Annotated in this window: 19 protein-coding genes, 1 tRNA gene and 5 pseudogenes; 10 read left to right on the top strand and 15 right to left on the bottom strand. The window is 69.2% G+C overall.

The features are described 5' to 3' along the window. Positions 1 to 66: 66 nt before the first annotated feature. From B1A86_RS07530 to B1A86_RS07520, 3 genes are all read left to right on the top strand, one after another. Positions 67 to 140 (top strand) — tRNA-Met (locus B1A86_RS07530). Between the two features lie 166 nt (positions 141 to 306). Next, entirely contained in the window at positions 307 to 1,140 is an 834-nt protein-coding gene (locus B1A86_RS07525; RefSeq protein ID WP_078025610.1) for a hypothetical protein, read from the top strand. Between the two features lie 63 nt (positions 1,141 to 1,203). Next, positions 1,204 to 1,677 carry a hypothetical protein gene (locus B1A86_RS07520; RefSeq protein WP_078025611.1) on the top strand — a complete coding sequence of 158 codons (474 nt, stop codon included), beginning with the start codon at positions 1,204 to 1,206 and terminating at the stop codon, positions 1,675 to 1,677. A 229-nt stretch (positions 1,678 to 1,906) separates the two neighbouring features. On the opposite strand, the gene B1A86_RS07515 is transcribed toward B1A86_RS07520, so the two are convergent. Continuing rightward, on the bottom strand, positions 1,907 to 2,128 hold the full coding sequence (locus tag B1A86_RS07515) for a hypothetical protein (protein ID WP_078025612.1): 222 nt from the start codon (positions 2,126 to 2,128) through the stop codon (positions 1,907 to 1,909). Positions 2,129 to 2,222: 94 nt separating this feature from the next. Here B1A86_RS07515 and B1A86_RS07510 point away from each other — a divergent pair. After that, positions 2,223 to 3,121, top strand: a pseudogene (locus tag B1A86_RS07510) (IS5 family transposase). On the opposite strand, the pseudogene B1A86_RS07505 reads toward B1A86_RS07510, so the two are convergent. Then, positions 3,118 to 4,301, bottom strand: a pseudogene (locus tag B1A86_RS07505) (IS256 family transposase). The pseudogenes B1A86_RS07510 and B1A86_RS07505 sit on opposite strands and share 4 nt — an antisense overlap. A 472-nt stretch (positions 4,302 to 4,773) precedes the next feature. On the opposite strand from B1A86_RS07505, the pseudogene B1A86_RS11865 reads away from it, so the two are divergent. Beyond that, positions 4,774 to 6,298, top strand: a pseudogene (locus B1A86_RS11865) (IS21-like element ISMlu14 family transposase). Between the two features lie 71 nt (positions 6,299 to 6,369). Continuing rightward, positions 6,370 to 7,079: pseudogene (locus B1A86_RS11930) on the top strand (ATP-binding protein). A gap of 185 nt (positions 7,080 to 7,264) precedes the next feature. On the opposite strand, the gene B1A86_RS11925 reads toward B1A86_RS11930, so the two are convergent. The 5 genes and pseudogenes from B1A86_RS11925 to B1A86_RS07475 form a co-directional block, all read right to left on the bottom strand. Continuing rightward, positions 7,265 to 7,408 (bottom strand): hypothetical protein, encoded by a 144-nt coding sequence (locus B1A86_RS11925; protein WP_338323585.1) that lies wholly within the window; start codon positions 7,406 to 7,408, stop codon positions 7,265 to 7,267. Positions 7,409 to 7,484: 76 nt separating this feature from the next. Further along, positions 7,485 to 7,694, bottom strand: a pseudogene (locus B1A86_RS11920) (recombinase family protein); the annotation flags it as partial. Next, complete coding sequence (locus B1A86_RS11750) at positions 7,695 to 7,847, bottom strand: recombinase family protein (RefSeq protein WP_241733739.1); 153 nt, start codon at positions 7,845 to 7,847, stop codon at positions 7,695 to 7,697. 108 nt (positions 7,848 to 7,955) lie between these two features. Next, positions 7,956 to 9,314: a hypothetical protein gene (locus tag B1A86_RS07480; RefSeq protein WP_078025564.1), complete on the bottom strand. Its 1,359-nt coding sequence runs from the start codon at positions 9,312 to 9,314 to the stop codon at positions 7,956 to 7,958. Beyond that, positions 9,311 to 11,173 carry an McrB family protein gene (locus B1A86_RS07475; protein ID WP_078025565.1) on the bottom strand — a complete coding sequence of 621 codons (1,863 nt, stop codon included), beginning with the start codon at positions 11,171 to 11,173 and terminating at the stop codon, positions 9,311 to 9,313. Before B1A86_RS07475 ends, B1A86_RS07480 begins: the two co-directional genes overlap by 4 nt. Before the next feature lie 119 nt (positions 11,174 to 11,292). On the opposite strand from B1A86_RS07475, the gene B1A86_RS07470 reads away from it, so the two are divergent. The 3 genes from B1A86_RS07470 to B1A86_RS07460 all read left to right on the top strand — a co-directional run bounded on the left by B1A86_RS07470 (position 11,293) and on the right by B1A86_RS07460 (position 13,163). Then, positions 11,293 to 12,150: an MT-A70 family methyltransferase gene (locus tag B1A86_RS07470; protein WP_078025566.1), complete on the top strand. Its 858-nt coding sequence runs from the start codon at positions 11,293 to 11,295 to the stop codon at positions 12,148 to 12,150. Between the two features lie 102 nt (positions 12,151 to 12,252). Then, positions 12,253 to 12,591 carry a hypothetical protein gene (locus B1A86_RS07465; protein WP_078025567.1) on the top strand — a complete coding sequence of 113 codons (339 nt, stop codon included), beginning with the start codon at positions 12,253 to 12,255 and terminating at the stop codon, positions 12,589 to 12,591. After that, on the top strand, positions 12,588 to 13,163 hold the full coding sequence (locus tag B1A86_RS07460) for an antirestriction protein ArdA (protein ID WP_078025568.1): 576 nt from the start codon (positions 12,588 to 12,590) through the stop codon (positions 13,161 to 13,163). Before B1A86_RS07465 ends, B1A86_RS07460 begins: the two co-directional genes overlap by 4 nt. Positions 13,164 to 13,209: 46 nt before the next feature. Here the strand turns inward: B1A86_RS07460 and B1A86_RS07455 are convergent, their stop codons facing one another. The 6 genes from B1A86_RS07455 to B1A86_RS07430 all read right to left on the bottom strand — a co-directional run bounded on the left by B1A86_RS07455 (position 13,210) and on the right by B1A86_RS07430 (position 19,982). Next, positions 13,210 to 14,874 (bottom strand): relaxase/mobilization nuclease domain-containing protein, encoded by a 1,665-nt coding sequence (locus tag B1A86_RS07455; RefSeq protein ID WP_168196735.1) that lies wholly within the window; start codon positions 14,872 to 14,874, stop codon positions 13,210 to 13,212. A 4-nt stretch (positions 14,875 to 14,878) separates the two neighbouring features. Next, positions 14,879 to 15,349 carry a plasmid mobilization relaxosome protein MobC gene (gene mobC, locus B1A86_RS07450; protein WP_078025570.1) on the bottom strand — a complete coding sequence of 157 codons (471 nt, stop codon included), beginning with the start codon at positions 15,347 to 15,349 and terminating at the stop codon, positions 14,879 to 14,881. Positions 15,350 to 15,686: 337 nt separating this feature from the next. After that, positions 15,687 to 16,283, bottom strand: a complete 597-nt coding sequence (locus tag B1A86_RS07445; protein ID WP_138976806.1) for a hypothetical protein — start codon at positions 16,281 to 16,283, stop codon at positions 15,687 to 15,689. Between the two features lie 56 nt (positions 16,284 to 16,339). Beyond that, positions 16,340 to 16,663 carry a DCL family protein gene (locus tag B1A86_RS07440; protein ID WP_246836814.1) on the bottom strand — a complete coding sequence of 108 codons (324 nt, stop codon included), beginning with the start codon at positions 16,661 to 16,663 and terminating at the stop codon, positions 16,340 to 16,342. Next, positions 16,660 to 19,551 (bottom strand): DNA-directed DNA polymerase, encoded by a 2,892-nt coding sequence (locus tag B1A86_RS07435; protein ID WP_246836813.1) that lies wholly within the window; start codon positions 19,549 to 19,551, stop codon positions 16,660 to 16,662. Before B1A86_RS07435 ends, B1A86_RS07440 begins: the two co-directional genes overlap by 4 nt. A gap of 191 nt (positions 19,552 to 19,742) precedes the next feature. After that, complete coding sequence (locus B1A86_RS07430) at positions 19,743 to 19,982, bottom strand: hypothetical protein (RefSeq protein WP_078025572.1); 240 nt, start codon at positions 19,980 to 19,982, stop codon at positions 19,743 to 19,745. Between the two features lie 290 nt (positions 19,983 to 20,272). Between B1A86_RS07430 and B1A86_RS07425 the strand changes: the two genes are divergently transcribed. Then, a complete protein-coding gene (locus tag B1A86_RS07425) occupies positions 20,273 to 21,454 on the top strand; it encodes a hypothetical protein (protein ID WP_078025573.1) in 1,182 nt (393 codons plus the stop codon). A gap of 308 nt (positions 21,455 to 21,762) precedes the next feature. Here B1A86_RS07425 and B1A86_RS07420 read toward each other — a convergent pair whose 3' ends face one another. Both B1A86_RS07420 and B1A86_RS07415 read right to left on the bottom strand, forming a co-directional pair. Then, complete coding sequence (locus B1A86_RS07420; RefSeq protein WP_049147311.1) at positions 21,763 to 23,163, bottom strand: sodium/glutamate symporter; 1,401 nt, start codon at positions 23,161 to 23,163, stop codon at positions 21,763 to 21,765. A 179-nt stretch (positions 23,164 to 23,342) separates the two neighbouring features. After that, positions 23,343 to 24,161 carry a PspA/IM30 family protein gene (locus tag B1A86_RS07415; RefSeq protein WP_036341166.1) on the bottom strand — a complete coding sequence of 273 codons (819 nt, stop codon included), beginning with the start codon at positions 24,159 to 24,161 and terminating at the stop codon, positions 23,343 to 23,345. Positions 24,162 to 24,230 lie beyond the last annotated feature (69 nt).

The following is a 24,230-nucleotide window of genomic DNA, read 5'->3' as shown; positions in this document are numbered from 1 at the left end:
CGGGTGGCGGGGTGCTGACGCCGATTTGAACTCGACGGAACAGGTGTGTATAGTTCTAGAAGTCGCCGCGGGGTGGAGCAGTTCGGTAGCTCGCCGGGCTCATAACCCGGAGGTCGCAGGTTCAAATCCTGCCCCCGCAACGAGAAAGGGCCCCTGACCAGGCATTGTGCCAGGTCGGGGGCCCTGGCCTTTTCGTTAACTACTCTCAGAACTACCCTCACGGGGTGGGATCGGCGGTGGCTCCAGGATCCGGCCAATCGCAGGCCTTCGGGACCGAACCAGGCCCGGTGTGCCATCATTCACACTATGGGCACCCTGGGCAATCCACATGGCACTTTTCGGCTGGACGACCCGGACCATTGGATCGGCTCGTACCTGCGGCGGCAAGACCTGCCAGAGATCTTGGGCGTCGGCGACGACGCGCTTGCCGACCTCCCCTTCGTCAAGACCGAGGAGGGCGAGGTCGTGGACGAGAACAAGGTCCACAGGGCCTTGGGCGAGGGAAGGATCCCCGGAGCTCTGCCCCCCGGATCTCGGAAGATCAGCCTCAATGAGCTTGTGCTGACCGCGGTGCTCCGCCGTACGTTCCCCGACTGCGAGATCCAGCGCCAGGTGAAGGTCAAGAACCCCCGGACTGGTCGGGCCAACACCGTTGACCTCCGCCTGGATGTGCCGGGACAGGAGCCCATCCTCATCGAGTACGACGGGCCGTCCCACTTCATCCGCCAATACCGCGCCGAGATTCCGCACCCCTTGGCTCGCAAGACTGAGCTCGAGCCGTCCGCGGGCATGGAGATTGTCATCTGGCCCTATTGGATGCACATCTGCAGTGCGAGCGCCCAGGCTCTGTTCGACCCGACGGTGCACGGCGTCCCGGCCCTGTGGAGCAGCAACAAGTTCTTCGGAGACTTCGCCACCCCGGATGCAGCGTGCGTGATCGAGGAGATCACCGGTCGCTTCAACGCCGTCGGCGAGGAGGGCTACGGAACGGTCTACGAGGCCGGTGTCGATGGAATGCACAAGCCTGCACACCCGATCATCGAGAGCATTCTGGATGGACGGGCCGCAAAGGAGACGCTCGTGCCGAACGGGGCCGAGAACCCGAACCGCTGGCTACCGATATCTGTGCGGGACAGCTGAAGACCCGCCGGGAACGGTCACGGAGCCGGCCCGGCCCTGCGCCCGCCTGAGAGGATGACGACCATGACCACCCCCCAGTTCTCCGTCGACCGCACGCGCCGCCCCGTGGCCACCTACCGGGCCATCTCGACCAAGGACGCCGCCAGCACCCAGCGCGACGGCGAGGCTGTCCTGGAGGTCCGCGAGCTGTCATCCCGGAGCGGTCAGCGCGAGGCCGAGGTCCTCTTCCATGACGGTCAGTGGCAGCTCTGCGACCCGGAGCACGACCTCGTGCCCGGCTTCACCTTCGACGCGTTCCCGGAGCACCCGTTCCTCGCCGAGGCCTACGGCGAGACCTGGAACGGCTGGGACACCCCCGTGGTCCGCCGGGAGGTCCTCGCTGACATCCTGACCGCGCTCGAGCTGTCGCACCGCTGGGAGGGCGACGTGACCGTGCTCGAGGTAGATGACTACGAGGACCGCATCGTGCCGCGCCTGGACGGCCTCTACGACCTCCAGCAGGCCGGGTGGACGGTCCAGCAGGTCGAGCTGGGCTGAGGACGCGAGAACGCCCCCACCTCCGCGGAGGTGGGGGCGTTCTCGTTCGGGGTCAGGCCCCGGCGGACAGGGCGCCGACGACGTCCTGGCCGTGATCCCCCGACCCACGGACCAAAGCTTGCGCAGGTCCATGGAGCTCGCCTCGTAGCCCCGGATTAGCTCGATCCACGGGAGAATGCCGATGCCCGAGCCACCCATCACACGTTAGAGATACTTCTTCGTGTTGCGGTCACAGATACTGCAGGAGCCAGTCGGGCATGTTGGGGTCGCCCTTGGCCCACGACTCCTGGGCGTCCTCAGTGTGCTCCCATACGTTCTCGTCGCCGTCAAAGAACTTGAAGCGGTTGCAACGGTACTTGACGACCGTGTCACCCTCGAGGCGGTACTCGTTCCAGAAGTAGTTCTGCTTGCCGTGCCCAGACCACTCCTGGGTCCTGTAGATCGTGCTCATGGGCAGATCATGCCCTACCGGGAGTGAAGCCGAAGACGCTCGCTGGTTATGGCACGTGCTCTAGGGCGTGTTGCTAAAGGGTTCGGGGACGTGGATGCGCGAGTCTGGGGTCATGTCGCGTGATGTCATCTCGGACGAGGTCTGGGCCGTGATCGGCCCACTGTTCCCCGCGCCGAAGTCCACGGGTCGGCCGCCGGTGGATCGGCGCGCGGTGGTCGAGGCCACCGCGTGGCGCTTCCGCACGGGGGCGCCGTGGCGGGATCTGCCCGAGCGGTTCGGGAACTGGAACACGATCTACAAGAACGTCAACCGGTGGGCCGCCCAGGGCGTGTGGGAGCGGGTGCTGGAGAAGACCCAGTCCATGGCACAGCAGGCTGGCGAGCTGGATTGGGTGGCCTCGATCGATTCCACGATCGTGCGCGTCCACCAGCACGGGGCGACCCTGCCCCGCCCCACAGGGGGCCTGGATGAACTACAAGAAATCAGCGGACGAGCCGGCTGACCATGCCATCGGACGCTCCCGTGGTGGCCTGACGAGGAAGAATCATCTGGTCTGTGATGGCAAGGGCAGGGTGCTGGCGTTCGTGGTGACCGGCGGGCAGGTGGCTTCACACCTCGATGCTGGCCACCACGCTGGAGCAGATCAGCGTTGCCGGGGCCCGTGGGCGGCCCCGGATACGGCCTGACCGCCTGATTGCAGACAAGGGCTACCCCTCGAAGGCGAACCGGGCCTGGCTGCGCCGGCATGGCATCGCGGCCACGATCCCCGAGCGGGCCGATCAGATCACGCACCGGCGCAGACGCCCGGGCCGGCCGATCGACTTCGGTGAAGACCAGCGCCAGCGCTACCGGGGACGCAATGTCGTGGAGCGGTGCTTCAACCGGCTCAAGCAGTGGCGAGGGATCGCGATGCGTTCGGACAAGTACGCCCGGAACTATCACGCCGGGCTCAGCCTCGCAGCGACACTGCACTGGCTGACTACCCTCCTTTAGCAACACGCCCTAGTAGCCCCCAGCGCTCGGGTAGCGACGGCCCTCGGCCCCTCGTCTGTCTGCTCGGCCAGCACCGCGCCCACCAGTCGTACGATGGCCGCCCGGTTGGGGAAGATGCCCGCCGCGTCGGTGCGGCGGCGGATCTCGCGGTTGAGCCGCTCGGCCGGGTTGTTCGACCAGATCTGGGTCCAGACGTCCTTGGGGAATGTGGTGAACGCCAGGATGTCGGCCCGGGCAGCATCGAGGTGCTCGGCCACCACCGGCAGTTTCTCGCTCACGTAGTCCAGCAGCCGGTCGAACTGGGCGTTGACGCTGGCGGCATCGGGCTGGTCGTAGCCCGAGTGGAGCATGGCCTTCACCGCCGGCCACATGCTCTTCGGGGTGATGCCCATCAGGTTCGCCGCGTAGTGGGTGCGGCAGCGTTGCCACACCGCACCGGGCAGGTTCGCGGCGATGGCGTCCTTGAGCCCGGGGTGGGCATCAGAGGTGACCAGCCGGACCCCGGCCAGGCCCCGGCGACCAAGTCGGCGAAGAACTCGTTCCACGCCGCCCCGGTCTCGCTGGTGGCCACCCGCAGGCCCAACACTTCGCGGTGGCCGTCGCCGTTGACCCCGGTGGCGATGAGCACCACCGCGTTGACCACACGCCCGCCCTCACGCACCTTCATCGTCAACGCGTCCGCGGCAACGAACGTGAACGGTCCCGCCTCCCCGAGCGGCCGGTGGCGGAAGGCCTCCACCTGCTCATCGAGGTCCGCGGCCATCCGGGACACCTGGGACTTCGACAGGGCATTGATGCCCAAGGTCTTGACCAGCTTGTCCATCCGCCGGGTAGAGACACCGGCCAGGTAGCAGTCTGCGACCACGGTGATCAGCGCCGATTCGGCCCGCTTGCGCCGCTCGAGCAGCCATTCCGGGAAGTAGGTGCCCGAGCGCAGCTTCGGGATGGCCACGTCCACGGTGCCGACCCGGGTGTCCAGGTCCCGGTGCCGGTACCCATTGCGCTGGGCCGTGCGGTCACGGGAGGGTTTGCCCCATTCGGCGCCGACCACCGCATCGGCGTCAGCGCAGAGCAGGGTGTTGATCATCGTCTGCAGCAGGTGGCGCATCATGTCCGGGGAGGCCTCGGACAGGGCTTCGCCCAGCAGGCCGGCAGGGTCGACAATATGAGGAGCGGTCATCGTGATGACTCCATTCGAGGATTCTGTGAGAGGTTGACTCGAAGGATCACACGGTGGCCGCGTCCACGTCTGGAACGACGTGCCCGACCACCGGGCGCTACACCACTATGCGGGACTCAACTCAAGCAGTGGCGAGGGATCGCGATGCGTTCGGACAAGTACGCCCGGAACTATCACGCCGGGCTCAGCCTCGCAGCGACACTGCACTGGCTGACTACCCTCCTTTAGCAACACGCCCTAGTAGCCCCCAGCGCTCGGGTGTAAGCGGCCATGAAAAGCTGCCCATAGGTGGCCAGGGAATGACCCGCTGACGGCCATGAGGACTGCCCAGTGATGGCCACGGGAACTGCCCGGTGCTGGCCATCTGGTTTGCCCGCGTTGCTCGTTGCCCGCCGCGTCGTGAGCCGGCGGGGGCCTCCTCCCCGGGTTGGATATCGGTGTCGAATCGAATCCAGCGAGGAAGAGGCCCTGAATGAAGGATGCCGCAGAAACCATGAAAATACTCAGTGCCTATGACCTGACCAAGTCATTGCGGGGCGCCGCCGAGCTGGCCGGTTGCTCCCATCACACCGTGGCCCGGCTGGTGCGGGCCCGCGACGCCGGCCAGACCCCTGGATCCGGAGCCAGCCGCCCGAAGGTCACCGATGTCTGGCTGCCCAAGATCGAGGAATGGGTCGAGGCCTCCACGGGCAGGATCCGCGCCGATGTCGTGCACGCCAAGCTCACCGCAATGGGCTACACCGGCTCTGAGCGCTCCACCCGGCGGGCGGTGGCCGAGGTGAAGGCCGCCTGGCGGGCCGGGAAGCGCCGGGTGCACCGGCCCTGGATCACCGAGCCGGGCGCATGGCTGCAGTACGACTTCGGCGATGGGCCGGCGATCGACGGGGCCAAGACGGTGCTGTTCGTGGCCTGGCTGGCCTGGTCCCGCTACCGGATCGTCATCGCCCTGCGTGATAGGACGGCTCCGAGTGTGTTCGCCGCCCTGGACCGGTGCTTCCGGCTGATCGGGGGCGCGCCGACCTATGTGCTGACGGATAACGAGAAGACAGTGACGGTCTCTCATGTGGCCGGGGTGCCGGTGCGTAACCAGGCCACCGTGGCGTTCGCTCGGCATTACGGCGTGGAGGTGCTGACCTGCCAGCCAGCGGATCCGGCCGCCAAGGGCGGGGTGGAGAACGCGGTGAAGCTGGCCAAGGCCGACCTGGTCCCGAAGGACACCAACCTGCGGGACCAGTACGCCTCGTTCGCTGAGCTCGAGGCCGCCTGCGCGGGGTTCATGGCCATGGTGAACTCCCGGGAGCACCGGGTGACCCGGCGCCGCCCGGACCACATGCTCGCCGAGGAGACCAGCGCGTTGCATCGGATCCCCGCCACGGCGCACACCGTGGCCTACGGGGTGGGACGGAAGGTGCCGGAGAACACGCCGATGGTCTCCTTCGAAAACGCCCAGTACTCGGTGCCCGCGCACCTGCTCGGGGCCGAGGTGTTCGTGCGCCATCACGGCACCGGACCGGACTCGATGGTGGTGATCATGCACGCCGGTGCGCAGGGGCCGGTGGAGGTCGCCCGGCACCGGGTGGCCCGGCCCGGGTCCCCGGCCATCGACGACGCGCACTTCCCCGGCCACGAGACGGACAAGGTGCCCGGGGACTACACCCCGGTGCCCCGTTCGGCGGCGGAGGCCGAGTTCCTGGCCATCGGGGCCGGAGCGAGGACCTGGCTGGTGGAGGCCGCCGCGGCCGGCACCAGCCGGATCGGTCAGAAGATGGCCGAGGCCGTCACCCTGGCCAAGCTCGCCGGCACCGACCAGGTCGGCCCGCGCCCTCGGGGTGGCCGCGGTGCACCAGCGCTTCGCCCACGGCGACCTGGCCTCCCTGCTCACCGCCGCCGGCCACCGCACCGGGATGCACACCGCCACCGAGGAACGGTCCCTGACCCAGGGCACCGCCGGCTGGGCCGGCCTCGGTACCTCCAACACCGAGGGGGCAGCCCGGTGAGCATCCACACCCCGAACACCGCCGCACCGGCGCTGCCGGCCGATTTGGAGGCGCTGTTGCGGCAGCTGAAGATGCCCCACGCCCGCGGTATCGCCGCCGAGGTACTGGCCACCGCCCGGGCCCAACGCTGGGAGCCGGCCGAGGTCCTCAAGGCCCTGCTGGTCGAGGAGACCACCGGTCGGGCCCGATCCATGCTCGCCGCCCGGCGCAAGGCCGCCGGGTTCCCCACCGGCAAGACCTTCACGACCTGGGATCCGGGCGCCTCCTCGATCCCGGCCCCGACCCAGCAGTCCCTGCGCACCCTGGAATGGCTCTCGCGCAGAGAGAACCTCGTGGTCTGGGGCCCTCCGGCACCGGCAAGACCTTCTTCCTCGAGGCCCTGGGCCAGCAGGCCGTGGAGGAGGGCAAGCGGGTGGCCTGGTTCACCCTGGAGGACCTCGGGGCGATGATCCGGGCCCACCGGCCCGATGACACCATCACCAAAGCCGTCGCCCGAATCCTGCGCGCCGACCTGATCGTCATCGACGACATCGGCCTGCTGCCGGTCGCCGACGATGCCGCCGAGGGCCTCTACCGCATCGTGGACGCCGCCTACGAGAAACGCTCCGTAGCGATCAGCTCGAACCTGCACCCGGCCGGCTTCGACGAGCTGATGCCCAAGACCCTGGCCACCGCCACCGTGGACCGGCTCCTGCACCACGCCCACGTGTGCCAGACCACCGGAGACTCCGTACGGATGACCCAGGCAATGGCCGGGAAGGGAGTCATGCCACTGAACTGATCCCATCACGGTGGCCAGCACCACCACCCAAACGGGCAAACCAGCTGGCCACCAGTGGGCAGTTCTGATGGCCACCAGCGGGAAGAAACACTGGCCGCCTATGGGCAGAACTCAATGGCCCTTGACACTCGGGGATCGAGACGCGTTCCGGCCCGCACCACCGTCGGTGCGGGCCCCCGCTCGCCTCAAGCGGTCTCGGCGTACCGTCCCCGGCCCGCCAGCGCGGTAGAGAGCGTCTGGCGGGACACACCGAGGTCCTCGGCCACCACGGACTTCCGCACGCCGTCGGCGACCCGCTGGCGGGCCTGGGCGACCTGCTCGGCCGTCAGCTTCGGGGGTCCGCTCGTACTTGCCCGCCTTCTTCGCCGCCGCGATGCCCTCGCGCCGACGTTCGGCGGTCAGCTCCCGCTCCAGCTCGGCGACGGCCCCCAGTACCGTCAGCATGAAGGCGCCCTCCGCCGAGGCGGTGTCGAGCGCGGGGGAGTCCGTGAACCGTACTGCCACGCCCTTGGCCTTGAGCTCCGAGAGCAGGTCCAGCAGGTCCCGCGTGGAACGGGCCAGGCGGTCTGGGCTCTTAATCACGACCGTGTCGCCCTCGCGGACGTAGGCGAGCATCTAACCCAGCACGGGGCGCTCACGGTCCTTGGCCGAGGCCTTCTCCTCGAAGATCCGGTCCGCCCCGGCCAGGGCCTCCAGCTGCCAGGCGAGGTTCTGGTCCACCGAGCTGACGCGCTCGTAGCCGACGAGTTGCCCCTTCTGTCCACTCACTTGCTTGACCCTCCGTCGTATCCGTCCAATCTGTACCAAATCTATGTCGCTGGACGTGGTTCACGGCAGGCGTCGGAGTGTCCACTGAGGTATACCTGAGTGGACGAGTTACGCTACGACGGCCCCCGCCGCGGATCGGTCGGCCAGCTCGCGCACCGAGTCCAGGAAGGCCGGCAGGTTGCCCTTCGCCTGCTGGCCGACGTCCACGAAGAGCATCCACACTGGGGGGCCGAAGCCGCGGATCTGCATGGGCCGGGGCAACGTGTCGCCCTCGGCGAGCACGACGGGGTACAGCAGTGCGCCGGTTGCACCCCGCCACTTGTCGTGAGCGGTGTAGGCCACGACCTGGTAGATGTCCGCTCGAGTGACCTTGATCCGTCGCCGGTCGGCGACCAGTGTCACGTCCTCGTCGTCCACTCCGTGGTCGCTCGGCAGGACGTCCTTGTACTTAGTGTCGATCACGAGCTGGCCGCCGGCGGCGGTCTCAAGCACAAGGTCAGGGTCGACCTTGGACGACCGCACCTGCTTGCCGTCGTGAGCGTGCACGCGTGCACGACCGATGCCCTCGACTGAGAGCGCGAGGCCGGGTGCGGAGTCGATCACACCGCGCAGGGCCTCCTGGAACAACGTCGGCATGTCCCACATGAACGAAGCCGTGCTCACCCCCGCGCCGACCTCGGGGCCCATGATCTCGCCCCGAAGAAGCGCTTCGGTGGAGAGCAGGATCGACCGGTAGTGACTCATGGCGCCGCGGTGCGTCGTGGCAGTCAGGTCACGCTGGGACACCGGCTCGGTCCGGATGTCGCTGACCTGCGAGAACAACGGCAGGGCAGCCTTGGCCTCGCGTACCGCGACACGGCGTGCAGCCGGGAGCTCCAGCTCATGGCTCCGACTCAAGATGTAGTGTAGGCCGGCCTTGAGGAGGCGGTTGTTCGGTGTGTCCTGCGTGCGCTCCTTGACCCGGCACGGGATGCGCGCTGGGTCGCCCACGGCTAGATGCTGGCTGACGTAGCGGCTAATCAGAGGCTTTCCCTTGATCTTGCCGTTCAGCACCTGATCCACTCGCCGGTAGTCCCGCCGCAGCCATCGAGTGGCGAACCTGTGGATGGCCCGCGCATGCCAGACGAGCAGGCACGCCGCAGGGTCCCGTCGCAGAGCGTCGAGTTCGACCTGCTCGAACGGGAGCAATCGCAGCGGCTCGTGACGCTGGTCGTAGGCGTAGTCGGCGAGGAAGAAGACATCGGCCGTGGCCAGCTTCGGCAGCACCTGCAAGGTCACGTCTCCGAGGGCCGTGGAGACGCGGGACACGCCCACGAGGTCGCCAGCTTCCAGCATCCAGCTCGACTCGCCGGCGGACTTCGTCAGCCGGCACCCCGCCGCCTTCCAGAACTCGGCCGGCACCGCGGCCTCGAGGTGGTCGCCTACCTCGACCCGGCCTCGCTCGCGAACATGGATCGGCGCCGTCACTGGTCCCGAGTGTCCTCACCACTCGCCGGCGCATCCCCGCCGTCAGCGAGCGGGCCGCCAAGGTCGACCGAGAGGGCCTCCTCCGGTTCGCCCACCTCGGGGTCAGCCGCGGCGGGCTTCCAGGGCTGTCCAGCGACCAGGTGGGCCGCCAACGCCGCGCCCTGGTCCCACTGCTTAGCCCGCTGGCCGAGGCCGAGCTCCTGTCGGAGCGACTCGACGCGCGATGCGTCCACCTCGCCCTCGAGGGTGTACTCGTCCAACAACGGGAGCACCTCGTACACAAACCGGGTGGCGAGGACCGCGATGCTCCCGTCCTCGCCGTCGGGCTCGGCCAGGAAGTACGACGGACCGACCTGCAGGCCCTGCGACGCCTCCGAGAGCGCATCCCGGGTCCGCTCGTACAGGTACAAGGCGGCCTCGCGGGCCGTCTCGTCGTCGAATCCCGTGTACCCCCGGATCGGGGAGTCCGAGGCCTCCAGGTCGATGGGTGTAAAGCGCCGACGAAGGGCGTAGTCGATCACCGCGATGCTGCGGTCAGCGGTGTTCATTGTGCCGATCACGCGTACGTTGTGAGGGACGGTCAGTGAGGGCGTGCCGTCCACGGTGTACGGGCTGGCCACGGGCTCCTCCCGGTACTCCAAGGCGTAGAGCAGCTCACCGAAGATGCTGGGGATGTCGCCGCGGTTGAGCTCATCGAGGATCAGCACCATCTCGAGCTCGTACCCGCGGCGGGCGAGCTCCGCACCCACCGCACAGACCAGGCTGAAGATGCGGTGCTGAGCCACGAACGTGACGCCCTGCCCATGAGGCTGGGCGACCAAGGCTCGAACGAAGTCCGTGTACTCATACCCAGGATGGAACTGGACGATGTCCCACACCGCGGACAGCCCCCGCGAGACGATCTCATCGGCAATCGCGGGAACGGTGCGCCGGTCATCCGGCAGAGCCTCGACGATCGACTGGAGGCGGCTGTCAGCCCTGCGGCCCGCAGAGACCCAGTCCACGTACCGGCGCGCCACGTAGGTCTTGCCGGCGCCGGGCGGCCCCTGGAGGAGCACCTGGCCCTTGCGCCGGAGGAGTGTGGCGATGACCTTCAAGTCCTCGGGCAACGCCCCGGGGACGCTCTGCGGCTGGGCGGCCGGCGGCGTCTTGCCGTCGAACGCGTCGCGGAACTCGGAGGCGGTGAGGTTCAGCCAGGCGTTGGCCCCAAGAGCCAGCGCAAGGTCCAGCTCGCGGCCAGGCTGAGCTCCGAAGCCCCGCTCAGCCAGTCGCTCGCCGATGAGGCGCACGACCGCCGGCACAGCGTGCGCGGTCGGCAACACTCGCTCCACGCCGACGATCGTCTTGCCGTGCTTGACGGGCTCGACGAGACGGCACCGCTCCAGCAGGCTCAGCAAGTTCGAGACGGCCTTGGTGTCGTGCGGCTCGTCGGGGTCAGCAGCATGGCGTGCCGTGAGGGCTGCCCCGAGCTTCGAAGCGTTGACCATCTCGGGCACGAGCTTGCCGGTGCTGTCCGTGAACACCTCCCGGACGATCGCGTCCAGTCGGGGGTCCGCCAGGATGAGCTGCGCCCACAGCAGGAGAAACCGGTCTTCGCGACCTTCACGGCACGCCCGCAGCAGCTCGTTGTCGACCGCTACCTGCGATCCCGCAGCCCGACTCTTACCCGGCTCGAATGGCGGGTCGTAGGACAGCAGGTCGTCCCACAGCGGGTCCGCCAGCTTGGCCGCCGCAAGGTCCTGCAGAACCTCGGCGGCTGTGGTCACGCCGGGCACCACGCCAGCGAGGACATCGGTGATGCCCTCGGGAGAGGTGAACTTCGTGAAGGAGATACGGCCGGGGCTCGGAAACGGGCTCATAGTCCAAGTCTGCCGCACAGGTCGCACCAAGACCGCGTAGGCTGTGCATCCGGGTTGCGTCCCAGCCTCGAACCTGGAAAGATCTACTCTTGAAATAAGATCTTTTTAGGGAGACACCGATGACCGCCGAACCCCTGCGTCCCAACGACGCCATCGCGCCCCTGCCAACCGTGGAGGGCGGCTTCAAGACGGTCATGGCCGACCCGCCGTGGCGGTTCCAGAATCGTACCGGCAAGGTTGCCCCCGAGCACCGTCGCCTCGACCGGTACTCGACCCTCAGCCTGGACGACATCTGCGCCCTGCCCGTGCAGGACGTCGTGGCCGATGACGCGCACCTGTACCTGTGGGTGCCCAACGCCCTGCTCCCCGACGGGATGCGCGTCATGCAGGAGTGGGGCTTCCGCTACGTCAGCAACATCGTATGGGCCAAGCGCCGCAAGGATGGCGGGCCCGACGGACGCGGCGTGGGCTTCTACTTCCGCAACGTCACGGAGCTGATCCTCTTCGGTGTCCGGGGACGCATGCGCACCCTGCCTCCGGCTCGGTCGCAGGTGAACATGATCGAGACGCGCAAGCGCGAGCACTCCCGCAAGCCCGACGAGCAGTACGGCCTGATCGAGGCGTGCTCGCCCGGGCCGTACCTGGAGATGTTCGCGCGCAAGGCGCAGCCGGGATGGACGGCGTGGGGTGATGAGTCCGGTGCTGACTCCGCCCCGCGGGGTCAGGTGCACAAGGGCTATGCGGGCGGGGCGATCGAGGCTCCGTTCGTGGAGCCGCACGTCCGCCTGGACGAGGCCGTAGCCGACGCGCTGGCCGAGGACCTCAAGACCAAGTACGAGGCGGGTGCGAGCGTGCAGGAGTTGGTGGAGTCCACTGGCTACACGACCACCCGCGTGCGTGGTCTGCTCAAGAAGGCCAACACTCAGATGCGCCCCCGTGGTCGTAAAACCAAGCAGGCCGAGGCACTTTTCGCCTGACCACACCGCCCGGCCATAGACGGCCGAGACACCAAGAAGCGCCGGCGGAGCCGTCGCCGGGAGCCCTCCTGGAAGCAGTACGTTTACCAGGAGGGCTCTCCCATGTCCGCACCCGCCACCGCCGTCACATTCCCCGGCGTCACCCTGTTCCTGCCCGACGGCGTCATGACCGGCGACCTCACCTACGACGCCCGCACCAGCCAGCTCGCCATCACCTACGCCGACGGCGAGACCGAGGTGCTGTCCATCGACCTCACGCTCGAGGGCTACGTCGCCGCCCCTGGCGAGGCCCTCATCAAGGACTGGAGCGAGCACAGCGGTTTCACGGCCGCCCTCGTGGACGCCGGCATCGTCATGCGGGTGGAGACCCTCCAGATCGGTCCGTTCGACTCGCGCGCCTACCGTGTGCTGGTTCTCACCGAGGCGGTGACCGGCCGATGAGCACCACGACCACCTTCCGCGTCTTGACCGTCCCGGAGGTCCGGGTCTGCTGCCTGCGCTGTGAGGATCAGGGCACCCGCTATGGCGCCTGGGTTCCGCTCGATGAGGTCGACGACGTCTGCGCCGACCAGGTCCACCGCGGCCGCGTCGTGCGGCTGGAGCGTGGCGTTGCCTTGCATGCGGATGCGCCCACGACGGTTCTGGAAACCCGCAACCTGCCCATGGATGGCCCGCTGACAGCCGAGCAGCTCGAGGCATGGCAGGACCTCTACGAGGTCGTGGGAGCCGAGCAGTGGCCCGCACTGCTCGCCTGGGTCGGCTCCGGGACGCACGTCGAGGACGGCGACGGCCTGCCGGATGCCGCCGCCTTCGCCGAGAGCTACGCGGGCATCTGGGGGAGCTTTGACGAGTACGCCCAGGAGCTGGCCGACGAGACCAACCTGATGGACGGCTGGCTCGAGACTGCCCGCACCTACTTCGACTGGTCCCGCTGGGCACGGGACCTTCGGTACGACTACACCGTCTGCGACATGCCCCACGGTCCAGGCGTGTACGTCTTCCGCGACCTCTGAGAAACGAAGACCCCGTGAGCCTGACGGCTCACGGGGTCTTCGTTTCTCACCCGCCCAGCTCAGGCTCGTCCTGCTCGTGCTGAGCGACTGCGTCGGGCGCAGGCTCGATCCACCGGTACTCGCCCGCCGCGACCTCCGCCCGGATGCGCTGGGCCAGCTCCCTCTGGCCGGCTGCGTACGCCCTGGCAGCCGCGCCCTGCATGCTCTGGCGTCGCCGGAGTGCTCGTTGGGTCTGCGGGTGGAGGCTCGTCCGGTAGGACCTGATCTTGTCCGGTCCGAGGCCCTTAAGGACCGTGTCGTCCACCGGCTCGCCCGCCTCCAGACGCGCCACTACATGCTCGTCGGCGGCAGCCAGGCGCTCGCGGAACTCGCGGCTCCGCTCGCGCTTGACCGTCCGATCACGCACGGGGGAGCGGTAGGCGGGCGCTGTGGCCCTCTGGGCCTCGTCCTGGGCCTCCGCCTCGTCCTCAGGCTCGGTGGGGGCCGCTATGGGCTCCGCGGCCGGTGCTGAGGGCGCAGGGAGCGGCTCAGCCACGTCCGGCGTGGGTGCGGGCTCGACCTCCGTCTCCGGGGCTACCTTGCGAGCCTCGCGCCAGTCCAGGCCCATACGCTCGTAGGTCCGCCAGAGAAGCGGGCGTTCGGTCTCATCGGCGTTCGGGGTCGCGGTGACGGCGGGGGCAGGGACCTGGTCGGCCCGGCCGACGAGCGCCACGTACTTGCTCGGATCGAGCAACGGACGATGACCGGTGGGCTGGACGGCCTGCTTGGTGCGGTTGCGCTCCAGGGCCTGTTCCACGGTGGCAAGCATGAAGTCGCGGCCCAGCTTCGATGCTCGTCGACGGTACGCGGGCTGGGGATCGACGGTGCCACCCTTGCCGTCGGAGAGGACCATCTCGTAGGTGAGGCCGGGGTGGTCCTGGCCGCGCCGTTCGACGCGCACGCCCCGCTCGGCGAGGACCTCGGCGTACGTCTCGAAGGAGACCGAACGCGGGTCCGACATGCCCTCGCGGACTCGCTGCTTCATCACGGCGACGGAGAACGGCTCCGGACCCTGGCGACCGTTGGCACCCCACTGCTCGTGGCGCAGCCGCGCGCGCTCCTCGGAGGGCTCACGGCGCTCGGCGGCGGTGGACTGGAGCTCGTTCTGCTGGGCGTAGCCGGCCTCCCGCAGTACCTCGTCATGGGTCTGCGCCAGCACCTTGTGCTTCACGTTCGACGACGCGAACGACTTGCCCGTCTGCCGGTCAATGCTGTCGAGCACGAGGTGGTTGTGGATGCAGCCCGTGCGACCGTCGATCTGCGTGACCACGACACCCATCCGCCCGTCTCCAGCGAGCCGAAGGGCGAACTTCCTACCCAGCCGGTGGGCTTCCTCCCACGCCTCCGGATCGTTCGGGTCGAGAGCACCCTCGCCGTCCCTCGCGAAGGACTGGATGACGTGATAGCCCTGGACGTATGCACCCTCGGTGATGGTCCGCATCCCGCCCTTGTCGTCGGGCACCCGAACCTGCCGCTCACCGTTCTTTCCATGGCGCTTCCGGTTGTCCCTGTACTGCGCCGCAGCGACCTCAGGGATCGCGCCGTTGAGGCCCGACGCAACGACGAACCGGTCGGTGGTCTGACCCTTCTTCTTGTTCAGTGCGTACGCCAGGAGCCGGCTCGCGTTACGGGTCGGGGAAGCGACGACGATGGCAGCGATCGGGGCGGCCACTTGCTCAGCCCTCGTCCTCGTCGGTGCCCTCGTAGCCAAGGAACGTCTTGGCGGCGTCGAGTACGTGCGCGTCGATCTGGGACAGGCTCGCCTTCACCTCGTCGAGGTCGTCCACAACCTGCTTCGCCTGGTGCGCACGGACCGTCATCTGGTTCACGTTGTGCCCCACGCGCCGCACCTCGTCGCGGACCTCCTGGAGGGCAGCGACGACACGGTCTGCGTCGGCCTGCGTGAGGGTCCCGGCGGGGGACTGGCTGATCCGTTCCAGGCGCTGGACCAGGCCCCGTCCGCCGTCGTCGATCAGGAGGCGGACGTAGTCCGAGACGGTGACCCGCTTGCCCCGGATCGCGGAGAGCCGCTGCGCGGTCTCCGATGCGAGCTGGAGCTGCCGTTCCGTCAGCCTGAGCTCCAGGCGCTTCGAGTAGACCGTGCGCTGACGACGTGCCCTCTCCGACTTCGTCGTAGATGCCGTCATCGCCCGGTCTCCTCTCGGTTCTGTGTAGCGCGGGTCCCTCACGCCCGGGGTAGGCAGCTATCCCGCTTTGCTGAGGATGCCTACTCCCGGGTGCCCCACTCTACACAGAACGGCGAGCAGTTCAACCTTCCGTACACTCGCTCCGCTCCTGTCCGTTCAGGTTGATGCTCGCCCCGGCCCTCGCTCCGCTCGGTCCGGGGGAGAGGGGCTGCGCCCCTCCCCACCTGCGCTGGCGCTGCGGTGGGACCCCTCCCGCACGGCCCCTAACGCAACGAAGCCCGCCGACCCCCACCGGGGATCGACGGGCTTCGCCGCTACGGGTCCGGCGCCGGCCTGGTCAGGCCTGCCAGCCCGCCTCGTGGAGGTCGTCGCTGACCGTGCCGTAGGCCGGCTCCTCGGCGTAGGCGTCCTCCTCGCGGGCGGCCTCGTCCCCCTCGTCGGAGACCGGCTCCTCGGCGTCGTCGGAGGCGTGCGCCTCGTCCTCCTCCGGGTCCGGCTCTGCGCTCTCCCCACCCGCCGCGGGCGGGAGCGGAGCGAGTGCCCCGGAGGGCTCCTCCGGCACCATCTGCGCCGCCTCGTCCGGCACCGCCTCCGCGCCGCCGGCGGGAGCGGAGCGCGTGCCTGCGGCGCCCTCCAGCAGGGCCGCCACGGCGGCCACGAGACGCTCGGCACGCTCGGCCTCGTCGAGGTCGGCGCGGACCGTCTGGACGGAGCCATCCCGGCGGGTCCGGGTCTTGGTCTGCTCGTCGATGCCGAGCATCTCGTAGAGGGTCTCGACGGCGGCGACGCGGGCGCGGCCGGCGCGGCGCAGGGCCTCGTCGATGCGGCGGGCCTCCGCGCGCTCGGCGGCGACGATCTCGGCCTCGCGGCGGGCGATCTCGGCCTGCCACTCGGCGCGGAGCTGACGGGCCGTCTTGGGGGTGGTCGTGGTCATGGGGGTCTCCTTCGGGGTCTGGGCTACGGGGTTGCGGGCGCGAAAGGCTCAGGTGGTCACGGCGACCTCCTGGTACCGTCGGGTCGCAGGTTCGCCACGCACTTCTTGACCGACCAGTTGTCGATCGAGCCGTCCTCCCGGAGGACGACAAAGTTGCGGGTGCCCCACTCGGGCATGACGACCACGGCCACGCCGGCGATACCGGCGCCGTGCTTCCTTCCTACCTCCGGGTGCTGGGCCAGCAGGTCCAGGGCGAACGCCTCGTCATGCCCGCGCAACACCTCGCCCAGCGACGCCCGGTTGAGGACCTCGCTGGCATGGGCGAGGACAGCCTTCTTGGTGGCGAACGTCTGGTCACCGAGCGTGTAGGCCACGGTCACGCCACCTCCTGGAGGAAGGTCTCGGACTCGAACGGGTCCACCGCCTTCATCTCGGCGACGTACGGCGCGATCGCCTCCAGGTCGATCTCGATCTGGCGCTCGGTCTTGGACCGCGCGTGGGACCAGAACCGCTCCCGGGGGCGGGGCAGACCGAAGTCCTCGAAGGCGTCCAGCCGCTCGGCCAGCGGGCGGTCCGACCCCAGCCAGGGAATGTGCACGACCTCCTGGCGATGGGCGATCACAATGCCCTTGGCGATCCGGTCCAGACGCTCGGCCTCAGCGACCCGGCCGTCCTCGTCCAGAAGACGCTCCAGCCGCTTGAAGTAGTCCTGCCACTGCGCGCGGGTGCGCCGCACAGGGGAGCGAGTCCACACGGGCTCACCGAGCTCCTCGTCCCACCGCTTGAGCCCCTGGTCCACGGAGCGCCCACGCAGGGCGTCCTCGGGGCTCTCCCACGGCACCGTCCGCACGTGGGCGACCTCGAACACCTGCTCACCGACCATGACCATGTGGGCAGTCATCCCCTCGGGCACGGGCCGGCGCTTGCGGTCGAACTCGATGGTCTGCTGCTTGTGGACCACCTTGGGCGCGAAGTCCAGGCGGTTCTCGATCCGGGTGAGCTCCTCCATCGAGGGGAAGACCTTCATGGTCACAGGCAGGGCCCCGTCGCGGCTGACCATGAGGTCGTACATGTGGTCCCGGTCCTCCTGGGAGTCCGGCACGATGCCCTCGGGCAGCTTGTACCCTCCGTGGGCGAGCACACCGCCGGGCTGGCGGGAGAAGTTCGCCCGGGTCGTGACGTTGAGCAGGTCCGTCTGGAAGTGCTTGCGCTCCCACATCTCCCGGGAGCCCGTCAGGGCCTCGCGGGAGTCGCGCCACAGCTGCCCCAGACCGAACAGGTCCAGCCCGTCCACGACGGACAGCTCGGCATCCGTGATGAACCCGTCCGTGGTGCACGACGGCGTGGCGTACCCACGGTCGTGCAGCTGGTTGAGCACGGCCAGCAGCACGGCGCGCACGAGCCCCGTGGTCATGCTCGCGTGCCACGGCGAGGTGATCGCCGAGCCGCCCACGGCGTCGCGCTCCTGGGCCCAGGCGTCCCACCCGCGCTGGCCCATGACCCCCTGGGCGAGCTTGCCGTAGGGGGAGTTGGCCATCAGCTTGAGCACGCCCTGCTGGAAGGAGGACTTGCCGAACTCGCGCTTGGCGCGGGCGCGGTCGTCGAGCAGGGTCTTGTAGGCCCCGCGCAGCAGGCGCGAGGGCTCACCGTCGCTGGTGCGCAGCGTCCTGCCGAAGTGGCCGATCTGGCAGGTGACCTTGGCGCCGAGCGTCAGGGCCAGCCAGACCTCGGGGCCCACCGCCCACACGCCGCGGGCGCCGCCCGAGGTGCGCGGGTAGATCATCGAGCCCTCCGCGGGCACGGGCAGGCAGGGGAAGGCCACGGACTCGGGGAACTCGAAGGAGACGAACCCGACGAACGGCGTCAGCGGACCGCCCTCGGCGAAGTCATCCAGGCCCAGCTCGACGTTGTTCACCGTGCGCAGGATGACCCCGTCCGGGTGCAGGTAGTCGACGTCCCAGATCGTGGCGCTGGAGGTGGGGTAGCACGACTGCAGGTCCAAGTCGTGGGTCACCTGCTCGAACAGCCCCAGCTCCGCAGACATGTTGTAGCCCCCGCGGAAGGCCATGGCGCTGGCGTGGATCCACGTTGCCGCGGCGCCGTCGATGGGCTGAAGCTCGCGCTTCTTGTAGAAGTCGAGCTGGTTCTCCACGCCCGTGGTCGCCTCGACGTTCTTCGCGACCTTCACGAGTCCACCGAAGACCGCGTTGAAGTCGTCGAAGGTGTCGGGACGGGCCTCGATCTCGCCGGACATGAGCCCCTTGACGGCCCGGGCCGCGGCAGTGGGGAGGGTGAGAGGCACCTCCTGGTGGTCTCCGTAGACCTGCGAGACGTACTCCAGGGCGATGATCGCGTCGTTGGCGGCGTAGTCCATGAACGCGACCGGGTCCTTGAGCAGGTAGTCGTCCATCCGGGCGATCCAGTCGCCAGGCACGTCGAGCTTGGCCACGCCCACAGCCTCGCCGAGGGCTCGCAGAGGCTGAGCGCCCGACTGCGCCATGGTGTCCCGGATCGAGACCTCCACAGGCCGCGCCCAGCGCTTGTTCGCCCCTGCCAGCACCATGCGCACTGGGGTGGGACTCACCATCCCGGCACTGGCCGAGATGACCGCCCGCAAGATGTCCGAGGTGCTCGAGTCCAGCCACCGCCCCCGCCGGCTGTCCAGGCCCGCGCGGGTGGAGACCTTACGGGCGCGCTCCGGGTAGGCGGCGTTCCAGGTGTTGTGGGCCTTGCGGCGGTCCACGAACGTCGTCAGGTCCGCCTGCTGCCAGTGGGCGACCAGAGCGATGGGCAGGGCACGGGAGACACCCGCGCGCCCGTTGAACCACCACCCGGGCCGGGTCTCACCCTTCTTGTCCACGACCTCCGCCCGTGGGACGCCCTGGGACGACCACCCGGAGGCCAACGGGTGCTCGTGCAGCCCGAGGGCGGTGACGGCGATCTCCAAGGCCTTCTCGAAGGACAGCCGCGCGGTGCGCGGTCCACGCGGGCCGTGGTACTCCTGCGGCAGCACCACGGCCAGGCGGAGGCGAGAAGGGTCGGTGGGGTCGATGGCCGCGAACTGGTAGGACACGATCCGACGGACCACGTGGACGTCTTCACCCACCCACCCGCGCTGCTCGTCGACCTCCTCGGCGCTGACGAACTCGGTATCGAAGCCAACGACGATGGCGTCGCGCCCGGTGCCCATCGCGGCGACGGAGGGGTACGCACCGAAGCTCGTCGTCGAGCCAGTACAGCCGGCGCGGCCCACCGTCTTGGTCAGCACGGCGAACCGGGCCGGGTACTTCTGCGACGTGGCGCTGTCGGTGACGTACTCGATGGTCCAGCCATCGGCGGCGGCGGCAACGGGGGTTCCCCCATACGCGGCTGCCGCCAGTGGCGTCTGACTAGGGGTTTTGGCGGCGTGTTGCGTCCCGAGAAGACGTTTCTGGGACGCTTCGTGGACCGCGGGGGCCGTCACGCGGCATCACCGCCAGCAGCGAGGTACGCGTCCAGGTCCTCGATGCGGTAGACGGGCTTGCCGAGCACGGAGATGGCCTTGGGGCCCTTGCCCATGGAGCGGTAGTTGGTCAGCGTCTTGAGCGCACCGGGGCGGCCGATGTACTTGGCGGCCTCCTCGGGGGGAAGCGCGCCGGGCGGGACGGTGCTGGTGAGGTCGACCGGCTCGGTCGTGTTCGGGAGGCCATGCGCGGGCATGACAACTCACCCCTTTCTCAGGAGTGAGTTCTCGCCTCTGGGTAGGACTTACGCATCCGTCTGCGGCCGGTTATCGAACTCTGAAAGTGCTTCGGCGAAGGTCGGGGGCCCGGTCCGCGTCCCCCTCTCCGTGGGGGCACAGGACTTGCACGTCCGGGGCGCCTTCGCTCAGGCGCGGAAGTATTCGGTTGTCCGCGACTGATCCTATCCGCCCTGTCAATCCCGTACAAGCCCGGGCGATCCTTGCTGATCCGGTTGACTTGAGCCTGTGTAATATCTACTCTCTCGGCATGGCCAACACCAGAGCACCCAACTCCAAGCTCGCGCCCGGCGAGCACTCCATCGACCGCGTCAAGCCCACCAAGCAGGCGGACGGCACGTACGTGCTGCGCTGGCGGGTGTGCCTGCCCGACGGCACCGTGAAGCCGGGCAGGTCCCAGGGGCCCACCGTGGCCGAGGTCCGGCGGCGCGCCCGGGAGAAGGTCGGGGACCTGCTGGCCACCAGTGCGGACGGGTCGTGGAAGCCCAGCAGCTCGATCGTGGACTACATCGACAAGGTCTCGATCCCCGCCGTGGACGCGGCCCGGCTCGCAGAGGCCTCCCGCCGCCGGTATAGGGTGGCCCTGAACCAGTGGAAGACCGTGCTGGGGTCCAAGACCATCGCGCAGACGGCCCGGGTGCGCACCTTGGAGGCGGCGCTCAAGCGGATCGCCGAGGAGCACGGGTCCGAGTCCGCGCGGCACTGCAAGACGGTGTGGGGCAAGTACATCGCCCAGCAGCTGGTGCGCGACGAGGTTCTCAGCGGCAACCCCCTGGCGGGCATGTCCGTGGACCTCAGCTCCTCGAAGCCGGCCCGGCCGAGGGCCGAGCGCACCCTGACCCGGGAGGAGCTCGGGGCGGCCATCGACTGGCTGCTGAGCCTGGACCCGGCCGCGGGCGTGGAGAAGCCGGCCCGGGGGAGGTGGTCCCGCGAGGACGCGGTGGCCAAGCGCCGGAACGTCATCGACCTGGCCCTGCTCCAGGCGGCATCGGGCCTGCGGGTCCAGGAGGCCAACGCGCTCACCTGGAACGTGTTCGACCGGTCGGCCGACGTGCGGCGGACGAAGACCGGCAAGGGCCGGCGCGTGCCCCTGCTGTTCCCCGACGTCGTCGACCACCTGGCCGAGCGGAGGTCCCTGGGCGGGGCCTACGTCATCGGGGCACCCACCGACCCGGACAAGCAGTGGGACCGGGACGCCTGCCGCAAGGCCTGCGCCACGTTCTACCCGGAGATCGGCGCGGCCATCGACTGCGAGGTGTTCGAGCACGGGCGCACGCACCTGTGGCGCGGCACCCTGAACTCGCTGCTGGTCGCGGTGCCCGTCGAGGTCCGGGCGGCGTTCCTGGGCCACGACGAGGACACCAACCGCCGGTACTACACCGACGTGACCGACCCGGCGCCCATGGTGGAGGCGGCCAAGGCGCTGCGCTGATCTACCCTCAGAGCTACTCTCAAATAGCGGGATCGTCGGGGATCGTCAGGGATCACCAGGGAGGTATGACTGCCGGAAACCCCGAGGGATCACGGGGGACTCCACGGGATCGCGAGGGAAGCTTGAAACCACTCCTATAACCCGGAGGTCGCAGGTTCAAATCCTGCCCCCGCAACGAGAAGGAGAAGGCCCCCAGCATCTGCTGGGGGCCTTCTCGCATGTCCGGACCCGGTCGCCCCGGCCCGCCGGCACGGTGCCGGCGGGCGAGCCGACCGCCCTCGGGCGATCAACGCGGGGGAGCGGGAGCGTCAGCGGCTCGAGGCCCGGACCGCCTGCTGGGCCGGGGTGCGGCGGCCCGGGTCGGTGCGGCGCAGCCAGACGGCAGCGATGATCGCGATGACCGCGATGGCGCCCCAGATGCCGACGACGGCCCAGGACAGGCCCGCGAGGAGCAGCAGCGGCACGAAGGACACGGCCGCGATCTCCACGGGCACCACCGGGATGTAGGCCACGCCGAACTGCTCCATGGTCCCGGACTTCAGCTTCGGGTCCACGATGCGCAGCATGGCCACGCCCGTGGCGACGGCGCCGGTGGCCCAGCCCCACGTGAACAGCTGCTTCTCGAACCACGCGTCGGTCATGACGCGCGGCGCCACGACGATCCCCAGGAACAGGGCCAGCGCGAGGCCGATCACGAACAGGAGCAGCAGCGGCTGCCAGTAGTCCACGACCACGGTCGGGGCGATCGCGGCGATGCCGCAGACGATGAGGATGTCCGTGGCGGTGCCGGACACCGAGTTCAGCGAGCCCGGGTCGAGGAACTTCGCCGTCTTCGTGGCCTGGAACAGGACGCGGGCGATCAGGCCGAGGAGGAACGCGATCGCGAACGCGGGGATGATCAGCTGGGGTCCGTCCTCGCCCACGACGCTCGGCCACACGGACGTGATCCAGGAGACCACGCCGTGCGCGGCCGCCGCGATCATCGCGACGACGCCGACCTGGAAGGCCAGTGACTCCACCGAGGCCGCCGAGAAGGTGTGCCGGCCGATGACCGGGCGTTCCTCCACCTGGTTCAGCACCCCGGTGCGCAGCTCCTCCGGGATGGAGGTCAGGCCCGCGAACTCCCGCGCGTGGCCGCGCTGCGCGCCGATCTTGGCCTGGATGATGCCACCCACCACGCCGACGATCATGCCGACGGTGGCCGAGGTGTAGGCCAGCGAGGTGACGGTCGCATCACCGTTGGCCGCGTATGCCTGGCCCACGGCGGCCGCGGAGCCGAAGCCGCCCGCCCAGCCGGCGAACAGCAGGGCGGCGAACGAGTCGGGCGCGTCGAACAGCGGCTGCAGGAGGACCAGCGTGACGAGGGCGCCGATGGCCACCTGGGAGGCGTAGATCAGCACGCCGTAGGACGCGAACGCACCCACGGGGCGGCCGATCTTGCGGACGTCGAAGTCGTCGGTGAGCGCGATGCACACGAACACGATGACGATCAGGATCGAGCCGTACGTGCCCAGCTGGGAGCTGAACGGCAGCCAGCCCAGGCCGTTCGGGCCGAGGACCAGGCCCAGGATGCCGGCGATGACGGAGGCCGGGATCATCAGGGTCTGGAGGGGCGTGATGACGGCACGGGCCAGCGTGCCCACGGCCAGGAGCGCGCCGATGAGGCCGGCGTCGACCAGCACGGACCAGGCCGTGAACTGCTCTTGCATGGGGTTCTTCCTCTGTGCGGGGACGGGGGCGTCCCGCGGAGCGTGCCGAGGGACCCCGGGACAGTACCAAAGGAGCGCGGGGGCCGGGGCGCGTCCGGGAGGAGCACCGGGCCGGGGCGCACGAGGACGGCCCGCCGCGCCGGCGTGGGCCGGGCGACGGGCCGTGGGGAGGGGCGGGGTCAGCCGCGCGCGGTGCCGGTCTCCTCGGCGGTCCCCTCGGCCGCGTAGTCGAGGGTCAGGGTCTCATCGGCGTCGACGTCGCCCGAGGTGAGGGCGGCCTGGCCGGCGCCGCCGGCCTTGAGGGCGGCGAGGCGGGCCTCCACCTCGGTCTTCTCGCCGAGGTCCTCGAGGGACTCGAACTGGGCGTCGAGGGAGGAGGCGGCGATCTCCTGCTGGCCGCGCACGCGGGCCTCCTCGCGACGGACCTTCTCTTCGAAGCGGGAGACCTCGGAGGTCGGGTCCAGCAGGTCGATCGACTTCACGGCGTCGGCCACCGCGGACTGGGCGTGGGCGGACTTGGCGCGGGCGGTCAGCTCGTCGCGCTTGGCGACCAGCTGCTGACGCTTGACCTTCATCTGGTCCAGACCGGTCTTCAGGCGCTCGACGATCTCGCGCTGCGAGGCGATGGTCGGCTCCGCGGACTTCGCCTGGCGCTCGAAGTCCATCTGGCGCTCGATGGCCACCTTGGCGAGGTTGTCGAACTTGTCCGCCGAGGCGGTGTCGCCCTTGGCGCGGAAGTCGTCGGCCTTCTGGGAGGCGGCCAGCGCCTTCTGGCCCCAGCTGCGGGACGCGTCCTGGTCCTCGCGGTAGTCGTCCTCGATCATCCGCAGGTTGCCGATCGTCTGGGCGACGGCGGCCTCGGCCTCGGCGATGTTGTTCGTGTAGTCGCGGACCATCTGGTCCAGCATCTTCTGGGGGTCCTCGGCCTTGTCCAGCATCGCGTTGATGTTGGCCTTCGCCAGCGTGCTGATGCGGCCGAAGATGGACTGCTTGACCATGGTGTCTGCCTTTCGTCGGTCTTTCACGTCAGCGCAGACCGTCGGCCTGCGTCCACCCCGTCCCGCTCC

This window comes from Micrococcus sp. KBS0714 (genome assembly GCF_002008305.4).
GTDB classification, from domain to species: Bacteria; Actinomycetota; Actinomycetes; order Actinomycetales; family Micrococcaceae; genus Micrococcus; species Micrococcus luteus.
This window is presented reverse-complemented; position numbering and strand designations above follow the sequence as displayed.